Genomic DNA, 26,206 nt, shown 5'->3' on the forward strand with positions numbered 1-26,206 from the left:
CGACCCGGATGGCGCATTGAAATGCGCCCTACGGCGGCGCCCACCGGCGTTGCGCCGGCATCAGGCGGGCGTCAGCTCCACCCGGAAATCCACCGCCGCCTCCACCGCCGCGTCGGAATAGAGGAACGGCACATACTCCCCCTTCGCCCACAGCGGCGCGAGGTCGCGGTAGTGGGCCGAGCTCGGGTCCCCCGACTGCCCCGGCGCATTGATGCACACCGAGGCGTCCCAGTTCCCCACGTCCACCACGAAGCGCACCGAGGCCCCCGCGATCACCCGGAAATCCGTCCCCCGGTAGGCCGCCATCATCACCGTCGTGTAGTCCCCGCCCTTCGCCAGCGGGCCGATGTTCAGCCCCTCGTCCATCCGCGCCAGCGGATGCTCGAAGAAGCCCTGATGCAGGTCGCCCCACCGCCAATCCGCCTCCGGCCCGTGGGATTTCAGAAGGTCCGCATGCGCCGCCGCCAGCGTCTCCGCCAGCAGCCGGTCGCGGGCGGCGACGGGGTCCGCGCCGAAGCGCCCATCGGGGCTTTCCAGCGCCTGCACGATGCCCTCCACGTCGCCGGGCGCGAAGAACACCGCCGGCACCTGCGGGGCGATCAGCGCGAAGAGCCCCGCCTTCAGCCGCTTTGTCCACCACCAGCCCATCAGCAGCGCCGCCGCCGAGTCCGCCCGGAAGCCCCCGTCCCAGCCGGCCAGCAGCGCCCGGCCCGGCGTGCCCCCGGGCAGGGCTCTCACCAATTCCAGCAACCGGCGCGTGGGGCGCGAGATCACGTCGGTCTGCAGCGCCTGGCTGGCGGCGATGGAGTGGGCGGCGTCCGCGGACAGCACCGCCTCGATGCGCGAGGCGCGCGTGTTCTCCAGCCACTCGAACCCGATCTGGGTCTCGGCCTGGTCGTAGTCGTCGGGCAGGTTGAACTCGTTGGCGGAGTGGACGAAGCCGCGCTCGGGGTTCACCTCGTGGGGGAGGGCGTCGAGGGGGTGGAAGCCCTCCCATTCATTGGACCCGTCGCCTTTCGCCGGCAGCAGCCCGGTCCAGCTGCGCCGCACCGGGACCATGCCGGCGGGCTGCCAGCAGATGTCGCCCCCCGCATCCGCCCAGACATGGTTCAGCGAGGGGGTCGCGAAGCGGCGCAGCGCCTCTCGGAATTCCGGAACCGACTTCGCCCGCATGGTCGACAGCCCGCCGAAATAGGCCGCCGAGCCCGGCTCGAACCACACCGAGCGCAAGGCGAACAGCCGCCCGCCGTCGCGCAGCAGCACCGGGCCGTGAGCGGTGAACTCCATGACATGGGTCTGGGGGGCGTGGCCGGCGATCTCGAAGACCGTCTCGACCTTTTCGATCTCGGTCCAGCCCTCGGGGCCGCGATAACGGTCGCCGTCCAGGTCGTAGACGTAGACGTCTTCTTGATCCGTGCCAAAGATCGTCTGGGTGAAGGCGCCCTGGCCGTTGTGGCCCATGGAGATGCCGGGCATCGAGGGCTCGCCCGCCCCGATCACGTCCAGCCCCGGCCCCGTCAGGTGCACGAGATACCGCAGCGAGGGCAGCCCGTGCGCGCGATGCGGATCGCCCGCGCAGATCGGCCGCCCGGTCGCGGTGCGCGCGGCCGAGACCGCCCAGTTGTTCGACCCGGTCCAGGCGGCGTCGGCGACCACCCCCTCCAGCTCGTCCACCTTGCGCCACTTGCAGGCCTGCTCCAGCGGGCAGTCCATGCGGTCCTCGGGGAAGGTGACGGGAGCGGTGGCGAGGCGGAACAGGTCCAGCGCCTCCAGCGGGATGTCGGCATAGGGCGCGGCGGGTTCGCCGGCGTCGACCGGGGGCTCCAGGTTCCGGCGCAGCAGGTCCGTCTCCGGCCCCGCCTTGGCGAGCACCTGGGCGCGCAGCACCTCCGACAGCGCATTGCGGGTCAGCGCGTGGGAGCGGACGCGGACCAGGTCCTCGGGCGCGAACTTCTCCGGGCGCGTGCCGGTCAGGGCGAATTCGGGGGGGAGGGGGGCCTCGCCCGCCTCGATGGCGTCGATCCAGGCGTTGATGCCGGCGGCGAAGCGGATGCAGATCATCTCGGCGTCGTCGCCGTAGGCGGCCCATTCCGCCGCCATGTCCCCGCGATACAGGAAGGCGCGCGCGGCGCGGTCCTGCTCCAGGAAGCCCGGCCCGAAGCTCGCCGCCAGCCGGCCGAGGCCGCGCTTGCGCCACAGGTCGATCTGCCAGAGCCGGTCGCGGGCCGCGTTCGCGCCCTGCGCGAAGAACAGGTCCTCGAGGCTCCCGGCCTTGATATGCGGGATGCCCCAGCGGTCGACGCGGATCTCGGCGCGGGCCGCGAGGCCGGCGAGGACGAGGCTCTGGCTCATGGGGAAGGCCTTTCGTGGTTGCGCGGCCAGCTTAGGAGTCGACATCCGCCCCCGCAATACGCCTGAATTGGCGAGAAGGCCGCGCGAGGACGGCCGCGACAAGGGGAGTTGCATGATGAAGCACGACACCTCCGTGCCCTGGCCGAACGGCGCCCGCTGCGCGGTGATGCTGACCTTCGACTTCGACGCCGAGACGCTGTGGACCTCGCGCGACGAGCGCAACTGGAACCGGCCCGGCGTCCTCTCCCAGGGTCGCTACGGCGCTAAGCTGGGCGTGCCCAAGCTGCTGGAAATGCTGTCGGAGGAGGGGCTGCCGGCCACCTTCTTCGTCCCCGGCTGGACGGTCGAGAACCACCGCGACCGCGTGGACATGATCCTCAAGGAGGGTCACGAGATCGGCCACCACTCCTATTCCCACAAGTGGGTCGCGGACGATCCGGCGGCGGAGGCGGAGGAGTTCGAGAGGGGGCTGGCGTCGCTCGCCGCCGCGGGGGTCGCGCCGAAGGGCTTCCGCTCGCCGGCGGGCGAGGTCTCGGCCGGGCTGCTGGCGACGCAGGCGCGCCACGGGCTGCTCTACGACAGCTCGCTGATGGACGACGTGAGCCCGTATCGGCATGTACTGGCGGACGGCTCGAAGGGCCCGATCGAGCTGCCCTGGCACTGGAGCCTCGACGACGCGCCCTTCGCGCTGTTCTCGGTCGCCTCGCCGCGGCCGATCTTCCCCAACTCCAACATGCTGGAGATCTGGAAGGCGGAGTTCCGCGAGATCTACCGCTGGGGCGGTCTGTTCGACCTGGTGATGCACCCGCAGATCACCGGCCGCCCCTCGCGCATCGCGCTGCTGCGGGAGATGGTGGCCTTCATCCGCACGTTCCCCAGCGTCTGGTTCGCCACCGGCGCGCAGGTCGCCGAGGCCTGGGCGGCGCTGGAGGCGGAGGGGAAGGTCTAGAGGCCCACCGCCCGCCGGGCCAGCGCCGGCAGCTCCGCGAAATCCGAGAAGGCGGCGTCGGGGGCCAGCGCCTCGGGCGGGGAATGGCGGTAGCCGTCGAGGTGCAGCAGGAACGGCAGGCCCGCGGCGCGGGCGGTCTCGGCGTCGGTCTCGCTGTCGCCGAGATAGGCCGCCGGGCCCTCGCCCAGCGGCGCCAGGGCGGCGGCGATCACGCGGGGGTCGGGCTTGAGCACCTCCAGCCCGTCCTCGCCGCGCACCGAGTCGCCGCCGACCACGTGCTCGACCGCAAAGCCGAGCCCCTCCAGCAGCCGGCGCGCCTTCGCCTCGGGCTTCTGGGTGCAGACGGCGAGGCGCCAGCCCTCGGCCGCCAGCGCCTCCAGCGCCGCGACGGCGCCCGGGTAGGCGGTGGAGGCCTCGAGCGGGTCGTAGCCCTCCCGGAAGGCGGCGAGGAAGGGGGTGACGTCCCCGCCCGGCACGCCGCCGGAGTGGGTCAGCAGCCGTTCGACCTGCACCCGCTGGCCGCGGCCGACGAAGGTCTTGTAGGTCTCGACCGTGACCGGGGGCCGGCCCAGCGCCGCCAGCAGGCGGTTGCCCGCCGCGCAGAGGCTGGGGGCGCTGTCGGCGAGCGTGCCGTCGAGGTCGCAGACCAGGCGGGGGGCGGCGGTGAGCATGGGGCCTCCGGATGCGGGCGCGTCACCCAACGCCGCCCGCTCCCGGCGGTCAACCGCGCCCGACGACGCGCCCGCCGGAGAAGGCCAGCAGCGCGATCGCGACCAGCATCGTCGCGGCCGAGCCGAAGGGCAGCACCTGGGGGCCGAACGCCTCGTAGACCGCGCCGGCCACCGTCGCGCCCACGGCCATCCCGAGATAGACGGCCGAACTGTTGAGCGCCAGCGACAGCGGCGCGCGCTCGGGGTCGAGGGCGACCAGCAGGCTCTGCACCGGGACCATGATCATCATGCCCGCGCCCGCCCAGACCACCATCAGCGCGATCGCGCCCCAGGTCGGCCAGCCCGCCGCGAAGGGCAGCGCCAGCATGGCGAACAGGCTCGCGCACATGCAGGCCAGCGCCGCCCCGCGCGCGCCCAGCGACGAGACGGCCCGCGCCGCGAGCGCGTTGCCCGCGATGCCGCCGAAGCCGAACATGAACAGCGCGGGGGGGATCATCGCCGCCTCGATCCCGCCGACCTCCGCGAGCCACACCGCGATCAGGGCGTAGGTGGAGAACATGCCGACGACCGAGGTCCCGCAGGCCGCCACGGTCATCGCCAGGGGCCGGTTGCGCAGCACCGCGACCAGCGTGGCGATGGAGGCGCGCGAGCCCTTGTTGGCCGCGGGCAGCAGCTGCCACACGATCACCGCGCAGATCACGGCGGCCAGCGCCAGCGCCCCCCAGGCCCAGCGCCAGCCCAGCGTCTGCGCGAGGAAGGAGGCGAGCGGCACGCCCAGCACCGAGGACGCCGTGACGCCGCCGAAAACCATGGCGAGCGCGCGGGCCCGGTCCTCGGGCGCGACCAGGGTGGCGGCGGCGGCGGTCAGGAACGGGCCGGTCATCGCGGCGCCCAGCCCCATCAGCAGGCGGGCGGCGATCAGCACCGGGTAGGAGGGCGCCGCGGCCGAGATCACGCAGCCCGCCGCGATCGCGGTGAGCCCCATGGCGATGGCGGCGCGGCGGCGCAGGTGGCCGGCGACGGCCTGGGCGGCGGGGGCGGTCAGGGCGTAGACGACGGAGAAGACGGTCACCAGGCTCGCCACCGCCGCGGCGGAGACGCCGAGGCCCGCCTGGATCTCCTCGACCATGCCGACGGCGCCCAGCGAGGCGCAGCCCAGCACGAAATAGGCCCCGCCCAGCGCGAACAGCGCCACGCGCGGGAAGCCGGGACGATGGGACGTGGATGCGTTGATCGCCTCGGAGGACGCGTCGCAGAGAGACATTCGGGAGCACCTGACCGGGCGGCAGGGAGGGCCGCGGTTGCGGTGCAACATGGCGCAGGAGCGCCCGAAAGGCAATAAGGCGACCGAAGTTTACCTTGCGGCGCGGGGGGGGGGGCGGCGCGGGGGCGACGCACGGGGCGACGCACGGGGCGGTGATCGGCGCGGGAGCGGAACGGCGAGGGTCGGGTTCCCCGGCCCTCAGAAGAAGCTCTGCGGGTCGATGTCGATGCGCACCATCACCTGCGGTTCGGGGCGCACCGCGGCGCGCCAGGCGCGCAGGGCGGGCTGCAGGGCCGGGCCGCGCGGCGCCTTGACCAGCAGGCGCACCCGGAACCGCCCGCGGACCCGGTAGATCGGAGCGGGGGCGGGGCCCAGCAGCTCCGCGCGGGCCGGGGCCAGCAGGTCCTGGGCGCGGGCCAGCGCCTCCGCCGTGCGCCAGACGCGGTCCTCGTGCGGGCCGGAGACGATGGCGGCGGCGTAGCGGCCGAAGGGCGGGGCGCCGGCCTCGCGCCGGGCGTCGGCCTCGGACTGCAGGAAGCTCTCCTCGTCGCCGGTCAGCAGGGCGTCGATGGCGGGGTGGTCGGGGGCGTAGGTCTGCAGCAGCGCCTCTCCGGGCCGGTCGGCGCGCCCGGCGCGCCCGGCCACCTGGCGCATCAGCTGGAAGGTGCGCTCGCCCGCCCGCAGGTCCCCGCCGCGCAGGCCGAGGTCGGCGTCGATCACACCGACCAGCGTCAGCAGCGGGAAGTTGTGGCCCTTGGCGACGAGCTGGGTGCCGATCACCAGGTCGGCCTCGCCCGCCGCGATCGCCTCGACCCGGGCCTTCACCACCGCCGCGCTCTCGGCCATGTCGGAGCTGAGGATCGCGATCCGGGCGTCGGGGAATCGCTCCTGCGCCTCCTCGGCCAGGCGCTCGACGCCGGGGCCGATCAGGGCGAGCTTGTCCTCGCGTTTGCACGACGGGCAGGCGGAGGGGATCGGCGCCTCGTGCCCGCACTGGTGGCAGACCATGCGGCCGCGCCGGCGGTGCTCGACCAGCCAGGCGTCGCAATGGGGGCACATCACCGGGTCCCCGCAGGCCCGGCACATGGTCAGGGGCGCGTAGCCGCGACGGTTGAGGAACAGGAGCGCCTGCTCCTTGCGCTGCAGCCGCTCCGCCACCGCCTGCGCCAGCGGGTCCGAGATCCAGCGCCCCGTCTCCGGCGCGCAGTCGCGCAGGTCCAGGGCCTTGATCTCGGGCAGCACCGCGGGGCCGAAGCGCTCGGGCAGGTCCACGCGGTCGTAGCGCCCCGCCTGCGCGTTCACCCAGGTCTCCAGCGAGGGCGTGGCCGAGGCCAGCACCACCGCCGCCCGCCCCAGCGAGCCGCGCAGCACCGCCATGTCGCGGGCGTGGTAAAGCACCCCCTCCTCCTGCTTGTAGGCGCCGTCGTGCTCCTCGTCGACGACGATCAGCCCGAGGTCCGCGAAGGGCAGGAACAGGGCCGAGCGGGCGCCGACCACCACCTGCGCCTCGCCGCTGGCGGCCGCGCGCCAGCACCGCCGGCGCTCGATCTCCGAGGCGGCCGAGTGCCATTCCGCCGGCGGCGCGCCGAAGCGCTCCCGGAAGCGGGCGAGGAAGGCCGAGGTCAGCGCGATTTCGGGCAGCAGCACCAGCGCCTGGCGGCCCTGGGCCAGGCACTCGGCCGCCGCCTCGAGATAGACCTCGGTCTTGCCCGAGCCGGTGACGCCGTGGAGCAGCGTGGCCGAGAACCGCCCTTCCCGCGCCGCCGCCGCCACCTTCGCGCGCATCGCCCGGGCGCCCTCCTCCTGCGCCTCGGACAGGGCGCGACGGGGGGCGGCGGGGTCGAGCGGCGCATAGGGCCGGTCGCGCGGCACCTCCAGCGACTCGAGCGCGCCGGCGGTCTCCAGCCCCTTGATCACGGCGGCGGAGACCCCGGCCTCGCGGGCGAGCTCGGTGGGCAGCCACAGGCGGTCGGGCTCCGCCTCGACCAGTTCCAGCACCTTTTCGCGGGCGGGGGTGAGGCGGGCGGGCGGCTCCCCGCCCCGGCGCAGGGCGCGGCGGGCGCCCGGCGCCTCGCGCAGGCCCGGCGCGCGGGAGGCGAGGCGGGCCATCATCCCGAAGTCGGTCAGGGTGTAGTCGGCGGCGCGCTCGAGAAACGCGCGCATCTCGGCGGAGACCGGCGGCAGGTCCAGCCGGCGCAGGGCCGGACGCAGCTTCGCCCGGTCGAAGTCGCCGGTTCCCGGCCCCCAGCAGACGCCCAGCATCACCCGCGGGCCGATCTCGACCTCCAGCCAGTCGCCGGGCGCGCAGCCGCCGACGGGCGCGAGGTAGTCCAGCGTGCGGTCCACCGGGATCGGGACCAGCACGGCGACGGCCGCGCCCTCGCCCCAGCCGCCCTCGGGCGCGGGTCCGATCTCGGGCCCGCCGAAGAGGTCGCCCACGGGGCCCGGCGCGGGACCTTCCCCTGAGTCCGTCATGCAACGCCTCCCGCCCGGGGGCTGCGGCGTTCCGCCCGGGCGCGTGGCCTCTCCCCCGCGTCTGGGATATGGTCGGCCCAGGCTCTCCCCCCGGGCCCGGGGCGGCGGGGACGAGCGACGCGAGCCCGGGACGGAATCAGGCGCGAGCACATGAAATTCTTCGTCGACACCGCCGATGTGGACGCGATCCGCGAACTGGCGGACAGCGGCCTCGTGGACGGCGTGACCACCAACCCCTCCCTGATCGCCAAGTCGGGCCGCGACATCCTCGAGGTCACGAAAGAGATCTGCGACATCGTCGAGGGCCCGGTCAGCGCCGAGGTCACGGCCCTGAAGGCCGACGAGATGATCGAGCAGGGCCGCAAGCTGGCCAAAATCGCCGAGAACATCGCGGTCAAGGTTCCTCTGACCATGGATGGGCTGAAGGCCTGCAAGGTCCTGACGGACGAAGGCAAGATGGTCAACGTGACCCTGTGCTTTTCGGCCAACCAGGCGCTGCTGGCGGCCAAGGTCGGGGCGACCTTCATCTCCCCCTTCATCGGCCGGCTGGACGACATCAACCTCGACGGCATGGAGCTGATCGCCGAGATCCGCCAGGTCTACGACAACTACGGTTTCGAGACCGAGATCCTGGCCGCCTCGATCCGCACCGCGAACCACGTCAAGCAGGCCGCCCTGATCGGCGCCGACGTGGGCACGATGCCGCCGAACGTGCTCAAGGGCCTGGCCCAGCATCCGCTGACCGACAAGGGTCTCGACGCGTTCATGGCCGACTGGGCCAAGACCGGGCAGACCCTCTGATGGGCGGGGAGGAGGGCAAGGCCGTCGCCCCCGCGGCCGCGACCGAGGCGGACGTCGAGGCGCTGCGCGAGGCGGTGCTGGCCGCGCCCGAGGCGGTGCTGGCCGACGAGGCGATGGTGCACGCCCTCCTCCGCGCGCACGAAGTCTCGGCGGGCAGCCGCCAGGTGGTCGACCTGCGCGGCGCGCTGGTCGACCGGCTGGAGAATCGCCTGGGCCGGCTGGAGGAGACGCACCGCTCGGTCGTCGCCGCCGCCTACGACAACCTCGCGGTCACCGAGTCGATCCACCGCGCCGCGCTCGCGGTGCTGGAGCCCGACGACCTCGAGGGCGTGCTGCACGTGCTGTCGCGGGTGCTGCCGCCGATCCTGGGCGTGGACCTGGTCCGCGTGGGGGTCGAGCGCGAGGGCGCGGGCGACCCGCCGCAGCCGCCGCTGACCGCGCTCGGCGTGGGGGGCGTCGCGCGCTACATGGGCGCGGACGAGGACGGGCCCTTCCGCCCGGTGGTGCTGCGCGCCACCGGCCCGGACTGCGCCCGGCTCTACGGACCCGAGGGGGTGCACATGGGCTCCGAGGCGCTGGTGCGGCTGGAGGTTTCGGGCGATTCCGCCCCGGGCCTGCTCGCCTTCGGCGCCCGCGACGCCCAGCGCTTCGGCCCCGACCAGGCCGGCGACCTGCTGGAATTCCTGGGCGCGGTGGTGGCCCGCGCCCTGCGTCCCTGGATCCAGAGCTGAGCGCGCCGGCGGAGCCCCCCCTCGACGCCGCCACGGCCCTGATGGTCCGCTGGCTGGCGCAGGCGAGCGCCGTGCGCGGCGCCGCCCCCGCCACGATCGAGGCCTACCGGCACGACGTCGCGGGCTTCCTCGCCTTCCTGCGCGACCACCGCGGCGGCCCGCTCACGGCCGCCGCCCTCGCGCAGACCGGCCAGCCGGAGCTGCGCGCCTGGATGGCGCGCGAGCGCGCCCGCGGCCTCTCCGCCCGCTCGCTGCGCCGGGCGCTGTCGGCGGTGCGCGGCTTCCACCGCTGGCTGGGCGACGCGGAAGGGATCGAGGCCCCCGCGGTGCTCGCCGCCCGCGGCCCCCGCGCCCCCGCCCGCCTGCCGCGCCCGGTCTCCGAGGACGCGGCCCGCGCGCTGATCGGCGACGCCGAGGCCTCCGACTCCCCCGACTGGATCGCGGCGCGCGACGCCGCGGTGCTGACGCTGCTCTACGGCTGCGGCCTGCGCATCTCCGAGGCGCTGTCGCTGCGCCGCGCCGACGCCCCGCTGCCCGACGTCCTGCGCATCCGCGGCAAGGGCGGGAAGGAGCGGCTGGTCCCCGTCCTCCCCGCCGCCCGCGCGGCGGTGGACTGGTATCTGGAGACGGTCCCCTGGCCGGAGACCGCCGGCGACGGCGCCCTGTTCCTGGGCGCGCGCGGCGGCCCGCTTTCGCCTCGGCTGATCCAGCTGCGCATGGCGCAGGCCCGCGCCCGGCTGGGTCTGCCGGCGACCGCCACCCCTCACGCGCTGCGCCACAGTTTTGCAACGCACCTCCTGAAGGCAGGCGGCGACCTTCGCGCGATCCAGGAGCTTCTCGGCCACGCCTCGCTCAGCACCACGCAGGTCTACACCGGCCTCGACGAGGCCCGGCTGATGGAGATCTACGAAAAGGCCCACCCCCGCGCCTGACCGCTCCGCCGCCCGCCGAGCGCGCCCCTGGCGCCGCGCCCGCCGCCCTCGCAAAGCGCCTGTTCCCCGGAGCCGTCCATCGCTGATGCCGCAAGAGCGACTCGCCCGGAGCGGTCAAGGATCGCGCAGCGACCGCGCCCCGCGCGGCTCGTCCTTGACCGCTCCGGGCGAGTCGCTCAGGCATCGTCGGCGATGGACGGATCCGGGGGACAGGCGCGGGGCTTGTTCCTCGGTGAGTCCGGAGCGGCCTTCCGCGGGCGCCAGCCCGCCCGCGCGCGAAGCGCGCGCATGCCAAGCCCGCCCGCAGGGCGCCTGTAGACCGCCGCTGGCCGCTTGCGGCCGGCTCCCGCGCCCTCAGACGTGCCCCTTGGCCTTGAGATACCGCGCGAGGCTCTCCCGCCAGTCCGGCATCGGCGCGAAGGCGGAGGCCAGCTTCGAGGTGTCCAGCACGGAATAGCCGGGCCGCAGCGCCCGGGTGGGGAACTCGGCGGAGGTGCAGGGCGTCATCTCGGCCTCGATCCCGGCCTGGCGGACGATCTCGCAGGCGAACTCGAACCAGGTGGCCTCGCCGCCGCCGGCGACATGCCACAGGCCCGGCTCCACGCCCTCGCGCAGCATCCGCAGGATCACCGCGGCGATGTCGGCGGTGGCGGTCGGCGACATCCGCTGGTCGTCGACCACCTTCAGCGCCCCGCGCTCGCGGCCGAAGCGGATCATCGTCTCGACGAAGTTGCCGCCCTTCCCGCTCGCCCCCGCCACGCCGTAGAGCGAGGCGACGCGCAGGATCGTGGGCTCCCCCGCCAGCGAGGCCAGCGTCTCGCCGAAAGCCTTAGAGGCGCCGTAGACGTTGACCGGCGCCGTCGGCGCGTCCTCGGGCAGCGGCGTCGTCCGCTCCCGGTCGCCGCCGAACACGTAGTCGGTCGAAATGTGGATGAACCGCGCGCCCCGGTCGGCGCAGAGCTTCGCCATCTGCTGGGGGGCATGGGCGTTGACCGCCATGGCGCGGGAGCCCGCGTCCTCCACCTCGTCGGTCTTGTGGTAGCTGGTGCAGTTGACCAGCGCGTCGAACTCGACCGCCGCCAGCGTCTCGGCGATCCCTGCGGGGGCCGAGACGTCGAGCTTGTCGCGCCCGAGGGGGATCAGCTCGATCCCCCCCGAAATCCGGTCAGGCGCGGCGGCATGGGCGGCGGTCAGGTCATGGCCGAGCTGGCCGTTCGCCCCCAGCAGCAGGACCTTCATATCTCGATGATCCCGCCGTGGAGCTCGACCTCCTTGATGCGGCGGTGCCAGTCGGCGAGGGTCTTGTACCAGTCGAGCGTGATGGTCTGGGTGGTCTTGTCCAGCGCGCCGGATTCCAGCGCCGCGCAGATCTCGATCACGCCGTCCTTGGCGGTGCGCTGCGCCTTCCAGCCCAGGCTCTCGATCTTCTCGAAGCCCACGCGGTAGGAGCGGACGTCCGCGTCGCCATACCACTCGATCGTCACCTCGCGCGGCACGTAGGATGCGACCAGCTCGCCCAGCGGGCCCAGCTGGTAGTTGTTCTCCTCGGAGCCGACGTTGAAGATCTGGCCGCCGACCGTCTCCGCCGGGGCGTCGAGCATGAAGATCTGCGCCGACGCCGTGTCGCGCACATGCACCATCGGGCGCCACTGCGAGCCGTCGCGCATCAGCGGCAGCTTGCCGGTCTTCCAGGCGCCGTAGGTCATGCCGTTGATCGCCAGATCGAAGCGCATCCGCGGGCTGAGCCCGTAGACGGTGGCCTGGCGCAGCACCACCGCGGTGAACCCGTCGCCGTTCAGCGGCAGGATCGCCTGCTCGGCCATCTCGTTGGCGCGCGCGTAGGTGGTCAGCGGGTTGGTGGGCGTCGCCTCGGTCGCGATCACGCCCGGCTCCTGGAAGCCGTAGATCGAGCAGGACGAGGGCAGGACGTAGCGTTTCACGCCGGCCTGTTTCGCCAGCTCGGCGGTGCGCACGCGGCTGTCGCGGTTGATCTGCATCGTGGCGTTCTGGAACAGCTCGCCCGACGGGTCGTTGGAGATCGCCACCAGGTCGATCACCGCCTCGATCCCCTCCAGCAGGCGCTCGGGCAGGACGCGGGTGTCCTCGACCACGATCTCGAGCCCCGGCTGCGGCGGCAGCAGCTCGCGCCCGAAGAAGAAGCGGTCGACGGCCCGGACGGTGTGCCCGGCCGCCAGCAGCATCGGAACGAGCGAGGTGCCGATGTAGCCCCCGGCCCCGGTCACCAGAACATGCGTCATCGCGGCGATATCCCCAGAAAGCGTTTCACGCGCGCGCCCGACGGGCGCGCCCTCGGCGCCCCGGCGCGCGTTTCCCCGTCAGAACGGGGCGTCGATCTCGGCCAGCGTGGGCTGGACCTTGTCCTTGTCCGACAGGATCGGCCCGCCCGGAGGCAGCGGCCAGTCGATGCCCAGCGCCGGGTCGGACCACAGCAGGCCCTTGTCGTGCGCCGGCGCATAATAATTCGTGACCTTGTAGATCACCTCGACGTCCGGCGTCAGGGTGACGAAGCCGTGGGCGAAGCCGACCGGCACCAGGATCTGGTTCCAGGCCTCGGCCGAGATCTCGGCCGCCACATGCCTGCCGTAGGTCGGCGAGCCCTTCCGCAGGTCCACCGCCACGTCCAGAATCGCGCCGCGCACCACGCGCACCAGCTTGTCCTGGCCGAAAGGCGGCGTCTGGAAGTGCAGGCCGCGGAGCGTGCCGACCTCGCCGGACAGCGAGTGGTTGTCCTGCACGAAGTCGAGGTCGATCCCCGCCTCGGCCAGCGCCTTGCGATTGTACGTCTCCGAGAAGAACCCGCGGTGATCGCCGAACTTCTTCGGCTTCAGGATCTTGACGTCCGGGATCTCCAGCGCCTCGACGTCCATGCCGTCCCCCTTCCTGAACGCAGGCGCGGCCCGGCCGGGCGCGCCGCGACCCGGTTTAGCGGGCCGCCGCGGGGGAATCCAGCGCCGCCCGGGGCGTGCGGCGTCAGGACCTGTTCATCTCCCGGGGGCGGCGATCATCTCGGCCGCGGCCCGGTCGTAGAGGGCGCGCCAGGCGTCCTCGGACTCCGCGTCGAAGGCCTCGCCCAGCGAGGCGCGCAGCGTCTCGATCAGCGCCTCGCGCATCGGCTCGAAGTGGCGGGGCTTCACGCCGTAGGCGGCATGGCCGCGGCCGAGCTCGACCAGCTCGGCATGCATCGCCTCGGGATGGGACAGGCGCGCGACCAGCAGGCCCAGGGTCGCCATGAACTTCGCGCCCTGCCCGCCGATGTCCTCGTCGCGGAACATCGGGCGCAGCTCCGGCGCGATCCTGAAGAGCGCGTGGTAGAACTCGGAGGGCGCGTCGGGCGCGTCCCGGCGCAGTGCGGCGAGCTGGTCGCGCAGCAGCGCGATGCGGTCGGCGTCGAAGGCCATGGCGCGGGTCCTTGCGTCTCGGGCCCCGGAGGAGGCCGGATCGGCCCGACCCTCGCCGACCCGACCCGCCCCCGCCTTGACCCCGATCAAGCCGCCCCGCGGCCGGCGGGCGCAGGCCGCCCGCCGCGCGGCCCGCGCTCAGGCGGTCTCGGCCGGCTCCTCCCAGCCCACGAAGCGGGCCACCTGCTCGGCCGAGCGGCGGCGCGAGACGACGGCGTTGGCGGGGAACGAGTCGTCCGGCCAGCCCAGCGCCACGCAGGTCAGGATCACCTGGTCCTCGGGGATCTTCGCGACCTCGCGCACCACCGGGCTCTGCATGATGCCCTGGCCGTTGATCACGCAGCCCAGCCCCCGGCTCCACGCCGCCAGAACCAGGCCGAAGGTGACGGCGCCGAGGTCGAAATGGGCGATGGTGCCGCCCGGCTCGAGGTCGCGGTCGTAGCAGACCACGATCGAGACCGGCGCGTCGAACTGGCGGAAGCCGCGCAGCACCCAGTCCTGGCGACGCTCGGCGTCGTGGCGCTCGATGCCCATCGCCTCGAACAGCTGGATGGCGATCTCGACCTGGCGGTCGCGGTGCACGCCCTCGTACTTGCCGTGGTCCTCGATCTCGCGCGTCACCGGGTGGCCGGCGAGCATCCGCTCGGTGTTGCCCTTGCGGACCCGCTCCAGCGGCTCGCCGGTCAGGACGTGCAGGTGCCAGGGCTGGGTGTTCATCGAGGACGGCGCGCGGTTCGCCAGCGCGATCACCTCCTCCACCAGGTCCCTCGGCACCGGCTTCTTCTTGAAGCCGCGGATGCTGCGCCGGCCGTTGATGACGTCGTCGAAATCCATCTCGTTCCTCCCGTTTCGACCTTGCACGGACCAGGGATCCGCGCGGAGTTAATCGCGAGATTAAACGATCGGAAGCGGGAGGTCATCTCCCTCGCGCGCGGCGGCGGCTCGGGGCGGAGCTCAGTCCGGCGCGCCCATGAACTCCTGCCGGAAGGCGGGGCCCACGCGGTGCAGGTGGCGCAGCTGGCCCAGCGTCGCCGCCGGCTGGCGCACCAGGTTCCCGTTGAGGAAATACCGCCGCAGCACGCCGCGCGACAGGCTGTGGGCGTTGGCGTGGCCCACCAGGTAGGCCGCCCCGGGGAAGGGCAGCGGCGCGATCGGCCGCCCCTCCTGCGCGACCTGGCCCGCGACGCGCACGTGGGAGCCGAGCATCAGCTCCACCCGCTCCCAGTAGCCCGGCGTCTCGGGCTCGGGCAGGGCGAAGAGGTCGGCGCGCAGGATGTGCGAAGTGCCGCAGACCTTCTCGAAGCGCTCGGTCAGCTTCATCGCGAAGCGGCCGTCGGCGTCCAGGCACCAGCCGCTCTCGAACACCCAGCCGTTGGCGCCGTCGTTCTCCAGCACGTGGGCGCTGAGCCGGTTGCTGACCAGGTCGTCCCCGTCGACGATCATGAAATAGCGCGACGCCCCCGCCGCCCGCAGCCCGTCTGCGACCCGCCGGCCCTTGTCGCGCCGGAACACCGCCCAGGCCGCCTGCCGGTCGGTCTTCACCAGGTCGTGGCCGGGGTTGGGCGGATGGTTCACCCGCGCCACCTCGAACCCCGCCGGCAGCGGCGGCAGGTCGGCGCCCTCGTTGGCCACCACCACCGCCCGCCAGCCGGGCGCGGTCTGCCCCGCGATCGAGCGGGCGGTGCGCGCGAGGTTGGCTTTCTCGAGCGCCCAGTCCCGCGCGTTCTGCGGATGGCGGATCGGCACGACGAAGGTCAGGTGCGGCGCGGTGCTCATGTCGACGTCGAGGCCCCCCGGGACGTGCGGCGCGGCCCCCCGGGCCCGCGACGGGACGAAACGCGCCCGCCGGGCGCGCGGCACAGGCTTCCGTCGGCGGAGCGATCCGGGTCAACCCTGCGGCTTGACGCACGGCCCGCGGGCCCCGGTTCGCGACATCGTGCGGAGCGGACCCCGCGCCCCGGGCGGCTTCGACGCTCACACCGCTTGACGCGCGTGCGAAGTGGCCGCAAATGGCGCCTCATGACCGAACTTTCGCGCATCCGCAACTTCTCCATCGTGGCTCACATCGACCACGGCAAATCCACCCTCGCCGACCGGCTGATCCAGATCACCGGCGGGCTGACGGACCGTGAGATGAAGGAGCAGGTCCTCGACTCGATGGAGCTCGAGCGCGAGCGCGGCATCACCATCAAGGCGCAGACCGTGCGCCTGAACTACACCGCGCAGGACGGGAACGACTACGTCCTCAACCTGATCGACACCCCCGGCCACGTCGACTTCGCCTACGAGGTCTCCCGCTCCATGCGCGCGGTCGAGGGCTCCCTGCTGGTGGTCGACGCATCGCAAGGGGTCGAGGCGCAGACGCTCGCCAACGTCTACCAGGCCATCGACGCCAACCACGAGATCGTGCCCGTCCTCAACAAGATCGACCTCCCCGCCGCCGAGCCGGACCGGGTGAAGGAGCAGATCGAGGACGTGATCGGCATCGACGCCTCCGAGGCGGTGCTGATCTCGGCCAAGTCCGGCCTCGGCATCCCCGACGTGCTGGAGGCCATCGTCAACCGCCTCCCCGCCCCCACCGGCGACCGCGAGGCGCCGCTGAAGGCGATGCTGGTCGATTCGTGGTACGACGCCTACCTGGGCGTCGTGGTGCTGGTGCGCATCCGCGACGGCGTCCTGAAGAAGGGCGACAAGATCCGGATGATGTCCACCAAGGCCGACTACCAGGTCGACCGGGTGGGCGTGTTCTCGCCCGTCATGAAGGACTGGCCGGAGCTGGGGCCGGGCGAGCTCGGCTTCCTCACCGCCTCGATCAAGCAGGTGCGCGACACCCGCGTGGGCGACACCATCACCCACGAGAAGCGGCCCTGCGCGCAGATGCTGCCGGGCTTCAAGCCCTCGATCCCCGTGGTGTTCTGCGGCCTGTTCCCGGTCGACGCCAACGACTTCGAGGACATGCGCGAGGCGATCGAGAAGCTGGCGCTCAACGACGCCTCCTTCACCTACGAGATGGAGACCTCGGCCGCGCTCGGCTTCGGCTTCCGCTGCGGGTTCCTGGGCCTCCTGCACCTCGAGGTGATCCGCGACCGGCTGGAGCGGGAGTACGACATCGACCTGGTGACCACCGCCCCCTCGGTGGTCTACCGCCTGCAGATGCGCGACGGCACGGTGCGTGAGCTGCACAACCCCGCCGACATGCCCGACCTGACCCATGTCGAGGAGATCGAGGAGCCCTGGATCAAGGCCACGATCCTGGTCCCCGACGACTACCTCGGCGCGGTGCTGAAGCTGTGCGAGGAGCGTCGCGGCCAGCAGCGCGACCTGACCTATGCGGGCAGCCGCGCGATGGTCGTGTATGATCTGCCGCTGAACGAGGTGGTCTTCGACTTCTACGACCGCCTGAAGTCGGTGACCAAGGGCTACGCGAGCTTCGACTACCAGATCGAGGGCTACCGGGCCGAGAACCTGGTGAAGATGCAGATCCTGGTGAACGACGAGCCGGTGGACGCGCTCTCGACCATGGTTCACCGCGACCGGGCGGAGATGCGGGGTCGTGCGATGTGCGAGAAGCTCAAGGAGCTGATCCCGCCCCACATGTTCAAGGTCCCGATCCAGGCGGCCATCGGCGGCCGGGTGATCGCCCGCGAGACGATCCGGGCGATGCGCAAGGACGTGACGGCCAAGTGCTACGGCGGCGACGTGACCCGCAAGCGCAAGCTGCTGGAGAAGCAGAAGGCCGGCAAGAAGAAGATGCGCCAGTTCGGGAAGGTGGACATCCCGCAGGAGGCGTTTATCAATGCGCTGAAGATGGATGGCTAACCCTTCTTTTTGGACCTCCTGATCCAGTCGGAATAGTAAATAATTAGGCCCGCCACGTCTGACTTTACCTTGTATCGCAATTTAAGGTCCCAGGCAGTAGTTTCTTCAGCCACTGCTGGCCAAGGTATTAGCAAAGCTGCTGCAAATAGATCAGCCTCAAATTCCTGCACCTCGGTGGTTTTGTAGTGAGCGTCAGTAACCGGGACGCCCTTGTGGAAATTACGGATCTCCATACGCTTAGCGACCAAGACATGGAGAACTATATGCCCGATTTCGTGCGCAACGATCTCGCGTGCTTTCGGGTGCATATCCGTAGCGTCGTCATAAGTGCGCTGATCGATCCTCATAAAGATCTTGTCACGAATATTGACATAGGCCGGCACCTGAACATTTCCGGAATACACTTTTTCTTCAACCATAAAGTCAAAGCTGTAAATTCCAGCGAAGGGCAGCCGCTCCTCAATGTAGCCAATCGAGTCGAATGGCTCGCTGTCGGAAGCGAACTGACGACGGATGCGAAGAGCTTCATTGAAGATCCGCTCGACTCTCTTGAGCGGGATCTTGGTGTTACGTCTCATGACCCTTTTCTCCTGCGCGTTTCAGCTCTTGCGTGAAGAGCTCAAGTTGGACCGGCGTCAACATCGGGCGAACCCTCTCGTAGGCAGCAATAAGACCTGACTCTTCTGGCGAGGCAGGCGTAATCGTCACAGAACCTTGCGCACGATCAATTAGTGCACTGAGCTTTTCAGTGTCGCCCTCCGAAAGCCCAAAGAACTTTACGATTGGCTCGCGCCAGTAGCGCGGCACAGGCTTCCTACCGAACTCTACAGCAGACAAAAACGCACTCGACACCTCCAGAGCATCCGCCAAGTGCTTCAGGCGGTAGCCTTTCTTCGCGCGCGTGACGCGCAAGAACTCGCCGATTTCACTTCGGTCCATGTCTCCCTCCTCGACTTGCAGGCACAGGTTAACCCAGCGCGGTTAAGATTTGAAGCCAAATCTGGTATCCATGACGGTGCCAGGCACCATTTCTGGGGCCAACCACGAGATCGTGCCGATCTGCCGTGGCAACAGACGACAAGCGCGAGCTCTCGGCTCCGGCTTGCAGTGCGGCAACTCATTGCAATCGCGTGCGGGGGGAGGGGGAGCGACCGCGCTCGCCGTCTAGCGAATTGAAGATCTGCGGGAGCGCACCCCCTCCCGTCGCACGGAATTCACACCCCCGCCCTATCCTCCCGCGTCGCCCCGCCCCCGCATCCCCCTTGCGCGGCGCATCAAAACCCGCTCACCTGAGCGTCACCTAACCGACATGGAGCGACCGATGACCCCCCGCACCTCCGCCGGCCTGCTCAGGTCCGCCGTGGCCTCGCTGGCGCTGCTCGCGCCCGTGGCCGCCTCGGCCGACTACGCGCTCACCGTTCTGCACACCAACGATTTCCACGCCCGCTTCGAGCCGATCTCGAAATACGACTCCGGCTGCTCGGCCGAGGACAACGCGGAGGGCAAGTGCTTCGGCGGCTCGGCCCGGCTCGCCACCGCCGTGGCGGCGGAGAAGGCGGCCTCGTCGAACCCGATCCTGCTCGACGGGGGCGACCAGTTCCAGGGCACGCTCTTCTACACCTACTACAAGGGCAAGGCCGCGGCCGAGATGATGAACGGCCTGGGCTACGACGCGATGACCGTGGGCAACCACGAATTCGACGACGGCCCCGAGGTGCTCAAGGGCTTCATGGAGGCCGTCGACTTCCCCGTGCTGATGTCCAACGCCGACGTCAGCCAGGAGCCGGCGCTCGCCGACGTCCTGCAGAAGTCCACCGTCGTCGAGAAGAACGGCGAGAAGATCGGCCTGATCGGCCTGACCCCGCAGGACACCGCCGAACTGGCCTCGCCGGGCAAGAACATCACCTTCGGCGACCCGGTGGAAGCCGTCCGCGCCGAGGTCGAGAAACTGACCGCCGAGGGCGTGAACAAGATCATCGTCCTCTCGCACTCGGGCTACGGCGTCGACCAGCGGGTGGCGGCGCAGGTGGCGGGGGTCGACATCATCGTCGGCGGCCACACCAACACGCTGCTCTCGAACACCAACGAGAAGGCCGAGGGCCCCTATCCCACCTGGATCGACGGCCCCGACGGCGGCCGCACCGCGATCCTCTCGGCCTACGCCTACGGCAAGTACCTCGGCAAGCTCGAGGCCGTCTTCGACGACGAGGGCAAGCTGACCGACGCGACCCAGGGCGAGCCGGTGCTGATGGACGCCTCCATCGCCGAGGACATGCAGGTCAAGGGCCGGATCGAGGAGCTGGCCGAGCCGCTCCAGCAGATCCGCGAGAAGGTGGTCGCCCAGACCGAGCAGCCCATCGGCGGCGACCGCGCGGTCTGCCGCTCGGAGGTCTGCGAGATGGGCGTGCTGGTCGCCGACGCGATGCTCGACCGGGTCAAGGACCAGGGCGTGGACGTCGCCATCGCCAACGGCGGCGGGCTTCGCGCCTCGATCGACGCGGGCGAGGTGACGATGGGCGAGGTGCTGACGGTGCTGCCGTTCCAGAACACGCTCGCCACCTTCCAGCTGACCGGCGCCGGCATCGTCGAGGCGCTGGAGAACGGCGTCAGCCAGGTCGAGGAAGGCGCCGGGCGCTTCCCGCAGATCTCGGGCATGCGCTTCGTGTGGGATCCCGCGCAGCCCGCCGGCTCGCGCATCGTCTCGGTGGAGATCGGCGGCGAGGCCCTGGATCCCGCCAAGACCTACGGGGTGGTGTCGAACAACTACATGCGCTCGGGCGGCGACGGCTACGCGGTCTTCGCCGAGAAGGGCGAGAACGCCTACGACTACGGCCCCGACCTCGCGGACGTGGTGGCCGAGTACCTGGCGGCCAACGCGCCCTACACGCCGCATGTGGACGACCGCATTTCGAAGAAGTGAGCGGGACGTCCCGCGGTCCGCGCCCGGTTGACGGGGCGCGGTCTTGCGGGCGATGGGGGGAGAGGGCCGGCCTTCGGGCCGGCCCTTCGCATTCGCAGGGAGGGCGGGCTTGCAGGGGACGAAGGGCGATCCAGCGCCGGCGGACCCGTTCGCCCCGGACTGCCCGCGCTGCGCGGCGCTGTGCTGCGTGGCGCTGGCCTTCGACCGCTCCGACCTCTTCGCCTTCGACAAGCCGGCGGGAGAGCCCTGCCGCCACCTCGCGGGCCACGCCTGCACGATCCACGACCGGCTGTCGGAGGCGGGCTTCGGCGGCTGCGTGCGCTACGACTGCCTGGGCGCCGGCCAGGCGACAGTGCAGGAGGTCTTCGGCGGCCGGAGCTGGCGCGACGATCCCGCGCTGCTGGCCCCGATGATGGAGGCGTTCCGCGCCCTGCGCCGGATCCGGGACCTGGCCCAGCTCCTCGACGCCGCCGCGGGCCTGCCCCTGCCGCCCCGGACCGCCGCCCGCCGCACGAGCCTCGCCGCCGCCCTCGCCCCGCCCGAGGGCTGGACCCGCGAGGCGCTCGCCGCCTTCGACGCCGGCCCCCTCCCTGCCGAGATCGCCGCCTTCCTGCGCACCCTGCGCGACGCCGTCCCCCGCCCCGCCTGATCCGCCGCCGCCCAGGCGCCCTGGCGCGCCGCCGGCCGGGCCGCGCAGAGCGCCTGTTCTCCGGAGCCGTCCATCGCGGATGCCGATCGGAGCGACTCGGGGGGAGGGGTCAAGGATCGCGCAGCGACCGCGCGAAGCGCGGCTTGTCCTTGACCCCTCCCCCCGAGTCGCTCAGGCATCGGACGCGATGGACGGCTCCGGAGGACAGGCGCGGGGCTTGTTCTCGGGTGAGTCCGGAGCCCGCCGGAGGCTCCCCCTTCTCCGATCGGCCGCCGCGGCCCACCAGCCGCGCGACGCAGCCAAGCCCGCCCGCAGGGCGCCTGCGGGCCGCTCCCGCCTCCGGGACGCGACATCGGTCCGCCTGGCGCCTATATCTCACGTGACAAGGGAAACCACAGAGCCCGCCGCATGATCATCCGCATCGCCCTCGCCGTCCTGTTCCTGTTCCTGTGCTGGCTCGTCTGGCGCAACCTCGGCGCGCGCGCGCGGTTCCGCGCCGACCAGCGCAAGGCCTGGGACGAGCCGCTGCGCGAGGGCTCGGCGGTGATCCTCTCGGCCGCGCCCTCGGCCTGGTGGTGGCTGCTGGCGCTGGCCGCGGTGGCGGCGCTGGTGGGGCGCTCCCTGTTCGAGCGCATGGCCGCGGGCGAGGGCGTGGGCCCCACCTTCTGGCACTGGATCATCTTCCTGGGCCTCGCCGGCGTCGCCGCGCGCCGGGCCGTGCAGCTCAGCGAGCGGGTCACCGTCACCTGGGACCGCATCGCCTCGCGCAACATTCTCGGGCCCCGCTACGCGCTGCCGCTCAAGGACGTCACCGGGGTGACCGAGGACGACCGCACGGCCCTGATCGCCTTCCGCGGCGGGCGGGTGCTGGAGCTCTCGCCCTGGCTCGAGGGCCGCTTCTGGCTGGCGCGGGAGCTTCGCGCCCGCGTCGCCCGCTAGGCCTCAGGCCGCGACCGCCCGCGTCCGCGCGTTGTTCGCCTTCAGGATCAGGAACGAGATCAGCGCGATGTTGACCGCGTTCCAGGCGACCCCGTTGAGGAACGCCATCTTGTAGGAGCCGGAGAGGTCGTGGATCCACCCGGCCATCCAGCCCCCCGCCGCCATCCCGAAGATCGTCGCCATGATCACCAGGCCGACGCGCGCCCCCGCCTCGCGCGCCGGCAGCATCTCGCGCACGATGATGGCGTAGGAGGGGATCACGCCCCCCTGGCTCAGCCCGAAGATCAGGCTGACGACATAGAGCGGGACCAGACCGTCGAACGGAAGATAGAGCGCCAGCGAGATCATCTGCCCGACCGAGCCGATCAGCAGCGTCGGCGCCCCCCCGATCCGGTCCGCGATCACCCCCGAAGCCAGGCGCGAGACGATCCCGCCGGCCAGCATCAGCGACAGCATCCCCGCCCCCGCCGTGGGCCCGTAGCCCAGGTCCACGCACATCGCGACCACGTGGATCTGCGGCGTCGCCATGGCGAGGCAGCAGGCGATCCCCGCGATGCAGAGCAGCGCCTGCAGCCCGCCGGGCGTGAACCCGGCCGAGCGCCGCGCCGCCTGGGCCGCGGCCGCCGCCTCGCCCTCGGCCTCTGCCGGGACGCGGGCGTGCAGCAGCAGGCTCAGCGGCCCCAGCAGCAGGACCATGGCCGCGGCCAGCGTCCAGGTCGCCTCTCGCCAGCCGTAGAGCTCGACCAGCGGCGCCAGCACCAGCGGCCAGATCACGCCGGCGAGGTAGTTGCCCGCCGCCACCACCGCCACCGCCAGCCCCCGCCTGCGCCCGAACCACAGCGAGATGTCGGCGACCAGCGGCCCGAAGGTGGCCGCGCCGCCGACGCCGATCAGGAACTGCAGCCCCGCCAGCACCAGGAAGTCGCCGGTCATCGCCGAGCCCGCATAGGCCGCCGCCGCCAGCAGCGCCGAGACCCCCATCGCCGGCCCGATCCCGAAGCGGTCGACCGAGCGTCCCACGCCCAGGCTGCCCAGCGCGAAGCCGATCATGGTGGCGGAATAGGCGAGCGAGGCCTCGCCCCGGTCGACGCCGAACTCGGCCTCCATCGCCGGCAGCAGCACCACGATGGACCACATCGCCCCGCCGCCGACGCCCGCCGCCAGCAGCGAGATCCCCAGCCGGATCCACGAGGCGCGCCCGTCCAGCGCGAAGCCGGGGGCGGCGGAGGGCTCGGTCGGGCGCGGCATGGGAGGCTCCGGGGCGGAGGACGAGGAGGGCCGGGCGCGGCCCGGACGAGGCGCCGCGAGGCGCCCGCCCCAGCGTCATAGACCGCCCGCCGCGGCAGCGTCCAGCCGGCTCGCGGCCTCCCGCCGCAGGTCGTCCGGGACGACCCCGCGCCGCGCGGCGTGCCGACCGGCGGCAGGCGGGACCCGCGTCGACCGGGTGCGGCAGGCGCGGCGGGCCGGCGACGCCGCCTGCGCGCGGAGCGGCGGGCGGACCGGCCCGCCGCTCCGCCCGCCCGACCGACCGACCGACCGCACGACGGCCGCGCGCTCGACGGCCGCGACCGCGACCCGGGACGTCCCGCGCCGGCCGCCTGTCCGGGCGCCCGTCTCCGCGCCCGCCGCCGGCGCGGCCCCCCGCCGCCGCGCGCGGCCCGCCCCGGGCGACGGTCGCCCGAGGCCCGTCGCCGGGCCCGCGCCGCGGGCGCGACGCCGGCCCCGGGCGAGACGCCCGACGCGGCGCCTCCGGCCTCGGCGCGGCGCAACGGCCGGCAGGACGCGGGCCTCGGGCGGCCGGCGCCGGTCGGCCCCGTCATGCCCCGGCGCGGCGTCCGTCGAGGACAGGCGCTCCCGGCGCGACCCTGCGGCGCCTGGGCGGCGGGCAGCCGGGCCATGGGCGCCTGCGCCATGAGCGCGCGGACCGCGGCGGGGCGAATGCCGCGCCGGGCGGCCTTCACCTCGCCGCCATCGAGGCGTATGCGGAGGGGACGCGCCGCTCCCGGCGGCGCCCGCCCCCCCTGTTCGCGGCCCGCTCGCGAGCGTTTTCCGGACCCTGGACGGAACGACCGTTGCTGCTCGCCTCCCGTATCGACCGCGCCGCCGGCCTGCTGATGATCCTCGATCTGGGCCTGGTGGCCCTGGGGCGCTGGGGGGCCGGGCCCTGGGTGGAGCCGCTGGAATACGCCTGCGCCGCCGCCATCGCGGGGCTGCTGGCGGCGCGGGCCTCCCGCCAGCCGAAGGTGTTCGTGGCCATCGGCCTCGCGCTCGCCGCGCTGGCGGCGGCGACGCTGCCGGCCGGGGCGGCGCTGGTCGCCGACGGCCTGGCGCAGGCGGCCTTCATCGCCGCCTTCTTCGCCGCGCTGACCACCCTGCGCCACGCGGCCGAGACCTCGCCCGCGATCCGCGACTGCGGCCTGTTCCTCGCCTCGCGCCCGCCGGGGCAGCGCTATGCGGCGCTGACGCTGGGCGGCGCGGCCTTCGGGACGGTGCTCAACTACGGGGCCATCGCGCTGCTGGGCTCGCTCGCCACCGCCTCCTCGGACGCCGAGCCCAACCCCGAGATCCGCGAGGTGCGCAAGCGGCGCATGCTGCTCGCCACCGCCCGCGGGCTGGTGGCGATGCTGCCCTGGTCGCCGCTGAGCTTCGCCATCGCCATCACCACCGCCCTGATCCCGGGCGCGAGCTGGACCGGCGTGTTCCCCTACGCCCTGGTCTCGGGCCTGCTGCTGGCGACCATCGGCTGGGCGATGGATTCGATCTTCAAGCCCCGCCTCTCCACCCCCGCCCCCGCGCGGGCCGAGCCGGAGCCCGGCGGCTGGTCCCGCGCCCTGCCGCTGGTGATCCTGCTGGCGGTGATCGGCGGCGGGGCGGCGGCGCTGCACCTCTCCACCGGGGTCTCGATCGTGGGGGTGGTGATGGTCTGGGCGCCGCTGGTCTCGGCCGTCTGGGTCTGGCTGCAGGGGCGGGGCGAGGGGCCGGGCGCGCGCTGGCGGCGCGTGGCCGCCCGCGCCGGCGCCTATGCGGTGCGCGACCTGCCCGGCTACCGGGCCGAGGTGGTGCTGCTGATGATGGCGGGCTTCATCGGGGCGGTGGGCTCGGGCCTGCTCGCCCCCGTGGTGCGCGGCGCGGGCCTGCATCTCGAGCTCGTGCCCGCCTGGGTTCTGCTGCTCTCGGCGCTGTGGCTGATGCCGCTGGCGGGGCAGATCGGCATGAACCCGATCCTGGCCGCCTCGCTGCTGGCGCCGCTGCTGCCCGCTCCGGAGGCGATGGGGGTCAGCGCCGAGGCGGTGGTCTGCGCCTTCACCGCCGGCTGGGCGGTGTCGGGGGCGTCCTCGCCCTACACCGCCTCGACGCTGATGCTCGGCGCGTTCAGCGGCACGACGGCCCGCCGGGTGGGGCTGGTGTGGAACGGCGCCTACGCGCTTGTGTGCGGCGCGGCATTGTCGGCCTGGGTGCTGGTCATCGCCTACCTGCTCTAGCCCGCCGATCCGGCCTTCGCGGGCGATCGGCGCCGAAAACGGGGCGAAACCGGGTCGATCCCGCCCGGAATCCCGCTTCGGCGCAGTTTACCTTAGGGTTCGGGCGCCGGCTTTCACCGCAGCGCATGGCTTTCTTCATGGCCTTTTCACCCCCGGCGCCCCATTTCTCCCGCATGGAACATGTTGCGCTGCACAAGAGCCCCGGGGACGTCCCTCCCCTGATGGCGATGCGGAGAGCGGGGCCCGACGATGCGGATCGCATCTACGAGCATCTGCTGCGTCTGTCGGTCGAAGACCGCTCGCTGCGGTTCTGCGGCGCCGTGCGCGAACCCACCCTGCGCCGCCAGGCCGAGAACGTCGCCGCCGGCTACCCCGCCGGCCTGATCGCCTGCTCGCCCGAGCCGGGCGAGCCCGTGCGCGGGATGATCGAGGCCGCCCGCATCGGCCAGTGGGCCGAGGTCGCCCTGTCGGTCGAGCCCGCCTGGCGCGGCGCCGGCCTTGCGCCGAAGATGATGCTCGCCGCCGCCCGCTGGGCGCGCCTGCGCGGGATCCACGTGCTCGAGGCGCTGACCCTGCCCGAGAACGGCGCCATGCGCGGCCTCGGCCGCAAGCTGGGCGCGCGCTCGCGCATGGACGACGGCATGATCCGCCAGAAGTTCGACGTCGACACCCTGCTGCGCGACGAGCCCGCGGCCCCGGCGCTGGAGGCCGGCGTGCCGCCGGTGGGCCCCGTGGCGCATCTCGCCTCGGTCACCAACCACCGCCCCGCCGACCTGCGCCGCGCCGCGGCCTGAGGGCCGCCG

23 protein-coding genes are annotated in these 26,206 nt (G+C 72.6%); 10 read left to right on the forward strand and 13 right to left on the reverse strand.

Annotated features, from left to right (window positions below; genetic code table 11):
• Window positions 1-60 precede the first annotated feature (60 nt).
• Window positions 61-2,352 (reverse strand): penicillin acylase family protein, encoded by a 2,292-nt coding sequence (locus tag BM064_RS09590; RefSeq protein ID WP_092859540.1) that lies wholly within the window; start codon window positions 2,350-2,352, stop codon window positions 61-63.
• 115 nt (window positions 2,353-2,467) lie between these two features.
• On the opposite strand from BM064_RS09590, the gene BM064_RS09595 reads away from it, so the two are divergent.
• On the forward strand, window positions 2,468-3,301 hold the full coding sequence (locus BM064_RS09595; RefSeq protein ID WP_218160993.1) for a polysaccharide deacetylase family protein: 834 nt from the start codon (window positions 2,468-2,470) through the stop codon (window positions 3,299-3,301).
• Here BM064_RS09595 and BM064_RS09600 read toward each other — a convergent pair.
• The 3 genes from BM064_RS09600 to BM064_RS09610 all read right to left on the reverse strand — a co-directional run bounded on the left by BM064_RS09600 (window position 3,298) and on the right by BM064_RS09610 (window position 7,711).
• Window positions 3,298-3,972, reverse strand: coding sequence for an HAD family hydrolase (locus BM064_RS09600; RefSeq protein ID WP_092859542.1), 675 nt, complete (start codon window positions 3,970-3,972; stop codon window positions 3,298-3,300). The two genes, BM064_RS09595 and BM064_RS09600, sit on opposite strands and share 4 nt — an antisense overlap.
• A gap of 49 nt (window positions 3,973-4,021) precedes the next feature.
• Window positions 4,022-5,236, reverse strand: coding sequence for an MFS transporter (locus BM064_RS09605; protein WP_177236200.1), 1,215 nt, complete (start codon window positions 5,234-5,236; stop codon window positions 4,022-4,024).
• Between the two features lie 198 nt (window positions 5,237-5,434).
• Complete coding sequence (locus BM064_RS09610; protein WP_092859544.1) at window positions 5,435-7,711, reverse strand: primosomal protein N'; 2,277 nt, start codon at window positions 7,709-7,711, stop codon at window positions 5,435-5,437.
• A gap of 150 nt (window positions 7,712-7,861) precedes the next feature.
• Here BM064_RS09610 and fsa point away from each other — a divergent pair, with 150 nt between their 5' ends.
• The 3 genes from fsa to BM064_RS09625 are packed head-to-tail and all read left to right on the forward strand — an operon-like array spanning window position 7,862 to window position 10,175.
• Window positions 7,862-8,512 carry a fructose-6-phosphate aldolase gene (gene fsa / locus BM064_RS09615; protein WP_092859545.1) on the forward strand — a complete coding sequence of 217 codons (651 nt, stop codon included), beginning with the start codon at window positions 7,862-7,864 and terminating at the stop codon, window positions 8,510-8,512.
• Window positions 8,512-9,243, forward strand: a complete 732-nt coding sequence (locus BM064_RS09620) for a DUF484 family protein (protein ID WP_092859546.1) — start codon at window positions 8,512-8,514, stop codon at window positions 9,241-9,243. The genes fsa and BM064_RS09620 overlap by 1 nt, the downstream gene beginning before the upstream one ends.
• Before the next feature lie 41 nt (window positions 9,244-9,284).
• Entirely contained in the window at window positions 9,285-10,175 is an 891-nt protein-coding gene (locus BM064_RS09625) for a tyrosine recombinase XerC (RefSeq protein WP_092859547.1), read from the forward strand.
• A gap of 354 nt (window positions 10,176-10,529) precedes the next feature.
• On the opposite strand, the gene rfbD is transcribed toward BM064_RS09625, so the two are convergent.
• From rfbD to BM064_RS09655, 6 genes are all read right to left on the reverse strand, one after another.
• Window positions 10,530-11,414, reverse strand: coding sequence for a dTDP-4-dehydrorhamnose reductase (gene rfbD / locus BM064_RS09630; RefSeq protein ID WP_092859548.1), 885 nt, complete (start codon window positions 11,412-11,414; stop codon window positions 10,530-10,532).
• The gene (locus BM064_RS09635) at window positions 11,411-12,433 is read right to left on the reverse strand and encodes an NAD-dependent epimerase/dehydratase family protein (protein WP_092859549.1); all 1,023 of its coding nucleotides are present in this window, start codon (window positions 12,431-12,433) and stop codon (window positions 11,411-11,413) included. The genes rfbD and BM064_RS09635 overlap by 4 nt, the downstream gene beginning before the upstream one ends.
• A 78-nt stretch (window positions 12,434-12,511) precedes the next feature.
• Entirely contained in the window at window positions 12,512-13,063 is a 552-nt protein-coding gene (rfbC, locus tag BM064_RS09640) for a dTDP-4-dehydrorhamnose 3,5-epimerase (RefSeq protein WP_092859550.1), read from the reverse strand.
• 114 nt (window positions 13,064-13,177) lie between these two features.
• Window positions 13,178-13,594 (reverse strand): globin domain-containing protein, encoded by a 417-nt coding sequence (locus tag BM064_RS09645; RefSeq protein ID WP_092859551.1) that lies wholly within the window; start codon window positions 13,592-13,594, stop codon window positions 13,178-13,180.
• A gap of 138 nt (window positions 13,595-13,732) precedes the next feature.
• Window positions 13,733-14,428, reverse strand: a complete 696-nt coding sequence (locus BM064_RS09650; protein WP_092859552.1) for a nitroreductase — start codon at window positions 14,426-14,428, stop codon at window positions 13,733-13,735.
• A 120-nt stretch (window positions 14,429-14,548) separates the two neighbouring features.
• Window positions 14,549-15,370 (reverse strand): galactosyl transferase, encoded by an 822-nt coding sequence (locus BM064_RS09655; protein WP_143103296.1) that lies wholly within the window; start codon window positions 15,368-15,370, stop codon window positions 14,549-14,551.
• A gap of 243 nt (window positions 15,371-15,613) precedes the next feature.
• Between BM064_RS09655 and lepA the strand changes: the two genes are divergently transcribed.
• Entirely contained in the window at window positions 15,614-17,413 is a 1,800-nt protein-coding gene (gene lepA, locus BM064_RS09660) for a translation elongation factor 4 (RefSeq protein WP_092859554.1), read from the forward strand.
• On the opposite strand, the gene BM064_RS09665 is transcribed toward lepA, so the two are convergent.
• Entirely contained in the window at window positions 17,410-17,991 is a 582-nt protein-coding gene (locus BM064_RS09665; protein ID WP_092859555.1) for an ImmA/IrrE family metallo-endopeptidase, read from the reverse strand. The genes lepA and BM064_RS09665 overlap by 4 nt on opposite strands.
• A complete protein-coding gene (locus BM064_RS09670) occupies window positions 17,981-18,352 on the reverse strand; it encodes a helix-turn-helix domain-containing protein (RefSeq protein ID WP_092859556.1) in 372 nt (123 codons plus the stop codon). Before BM064_RS09670 ends, BM064_RS09665 begins: the two co-directional genes overlap by 11 nt.
• A gap of 382 nt (window positions 18,353-18,734) precedes the next feature.
• On the opposite strand from BM064_RS09670, the gene BM064_RS09675 reads away from it, so the two are divergent.
• The 3 genes from BM064_RS09675 to BM064_RS09685 all read left to right on the forward strand — a co-directional run bounded on the left by BM064_RS09675 (window position 18,735) and on the right by BM064_RS09685 (window position 21,921).
• Window positions 18,735-20,333 carry a bifunctional metallophosphatase/5'-nucleotidase gene (locus BM064_RS09675; RefSeq protein WP_092859557.1) on the forward strand — a complete coding sequence of 533 codons (1,599 nt, stop codon included), beginning with the start codon at window positions 18,735-18,737 and terminating at the stop codon, window positions 20,331-20,333.
• A gap of 109 nt (window positions 20,334-20,442) precedes the next feature.
• Window positions 20,443-20,982, forward strand: coding sequence for a hypothetical protein (locus tag BM064_RS09680; protein ID WP_092859558.1), 540 nt, complete (start codon window positions 20,443-20,445; stop codon window positions 20,980-20,982).
• Between the two features lie 408 nt (window positions 20,983-21,390).
• On the forward strand, window positions 21,391-21,921 hold the full coding sequence (locus BM064_RS09685) for a hypothetical protein (protein WP_092859559.1): 531 nt from the start codon (window positions 21,391-21,393) through the stop codon (window positions 21,919-21,921).
• 3 nt (window positions 21,922-21,924) lie between these two features.
• On the opposite strand, the gene BM064_RS09690 is transcribed toward BM064_RS09685, so the two are convergent.
• Complete coding sequence (locus BM064_RS09690; protein WP_092859560.1) at window positions 21,925-23,169, reverse strand: MFS transporter; 1,245 nt, start codon at window positions 23,167-23,169, stop codon at window positions 21,925-21,927.
• An 824-nt stretch (window positions 23,170-23,993) separates the two neighbouring features.
• Between BM064_RS09690 and BM064_RS09695 the strand changes: the two genes are divergently transcribed.
• Window positions 23,994-25,403, forward strand: a complete 1,410-nt coding sequence (locus BM064_RS09695; RefSeq protein ID WP_245779110.1) for a hypothetical protein — start codon at window positions 23,994-23,996, stop codon at window positions 25,401-25,403.
• A 221-nt stretch (window positions 25,404-25,624) separates the two neighbouring features.
• Window positions 25,625-26,197 carry a GNAT family N-acetyltransferase gene (locus tag BM064_RS09700; protein ID WP_177236201.1) on the forward strand — a complete coding sequence of 191 codons (573 nt, stop codon included), beginning with the start codon at window positions 25,625-25,627 and terminating at the stop codon, window positions 26,195-26,197.
• Window positions 26,198-26,206: the final 9 nt, after the last annotated feature.

Origin of the sequence: Albimonas pacifica (assembly GCF_900113695.1) — a bacterium.
Taxonomy (GTDB): Bacteria; Pseudomonadota; Alphaproteobacteria; order Rhodobacterales; family Rhodobacteraceae; genus Albimonas; species Albimonas pacifica.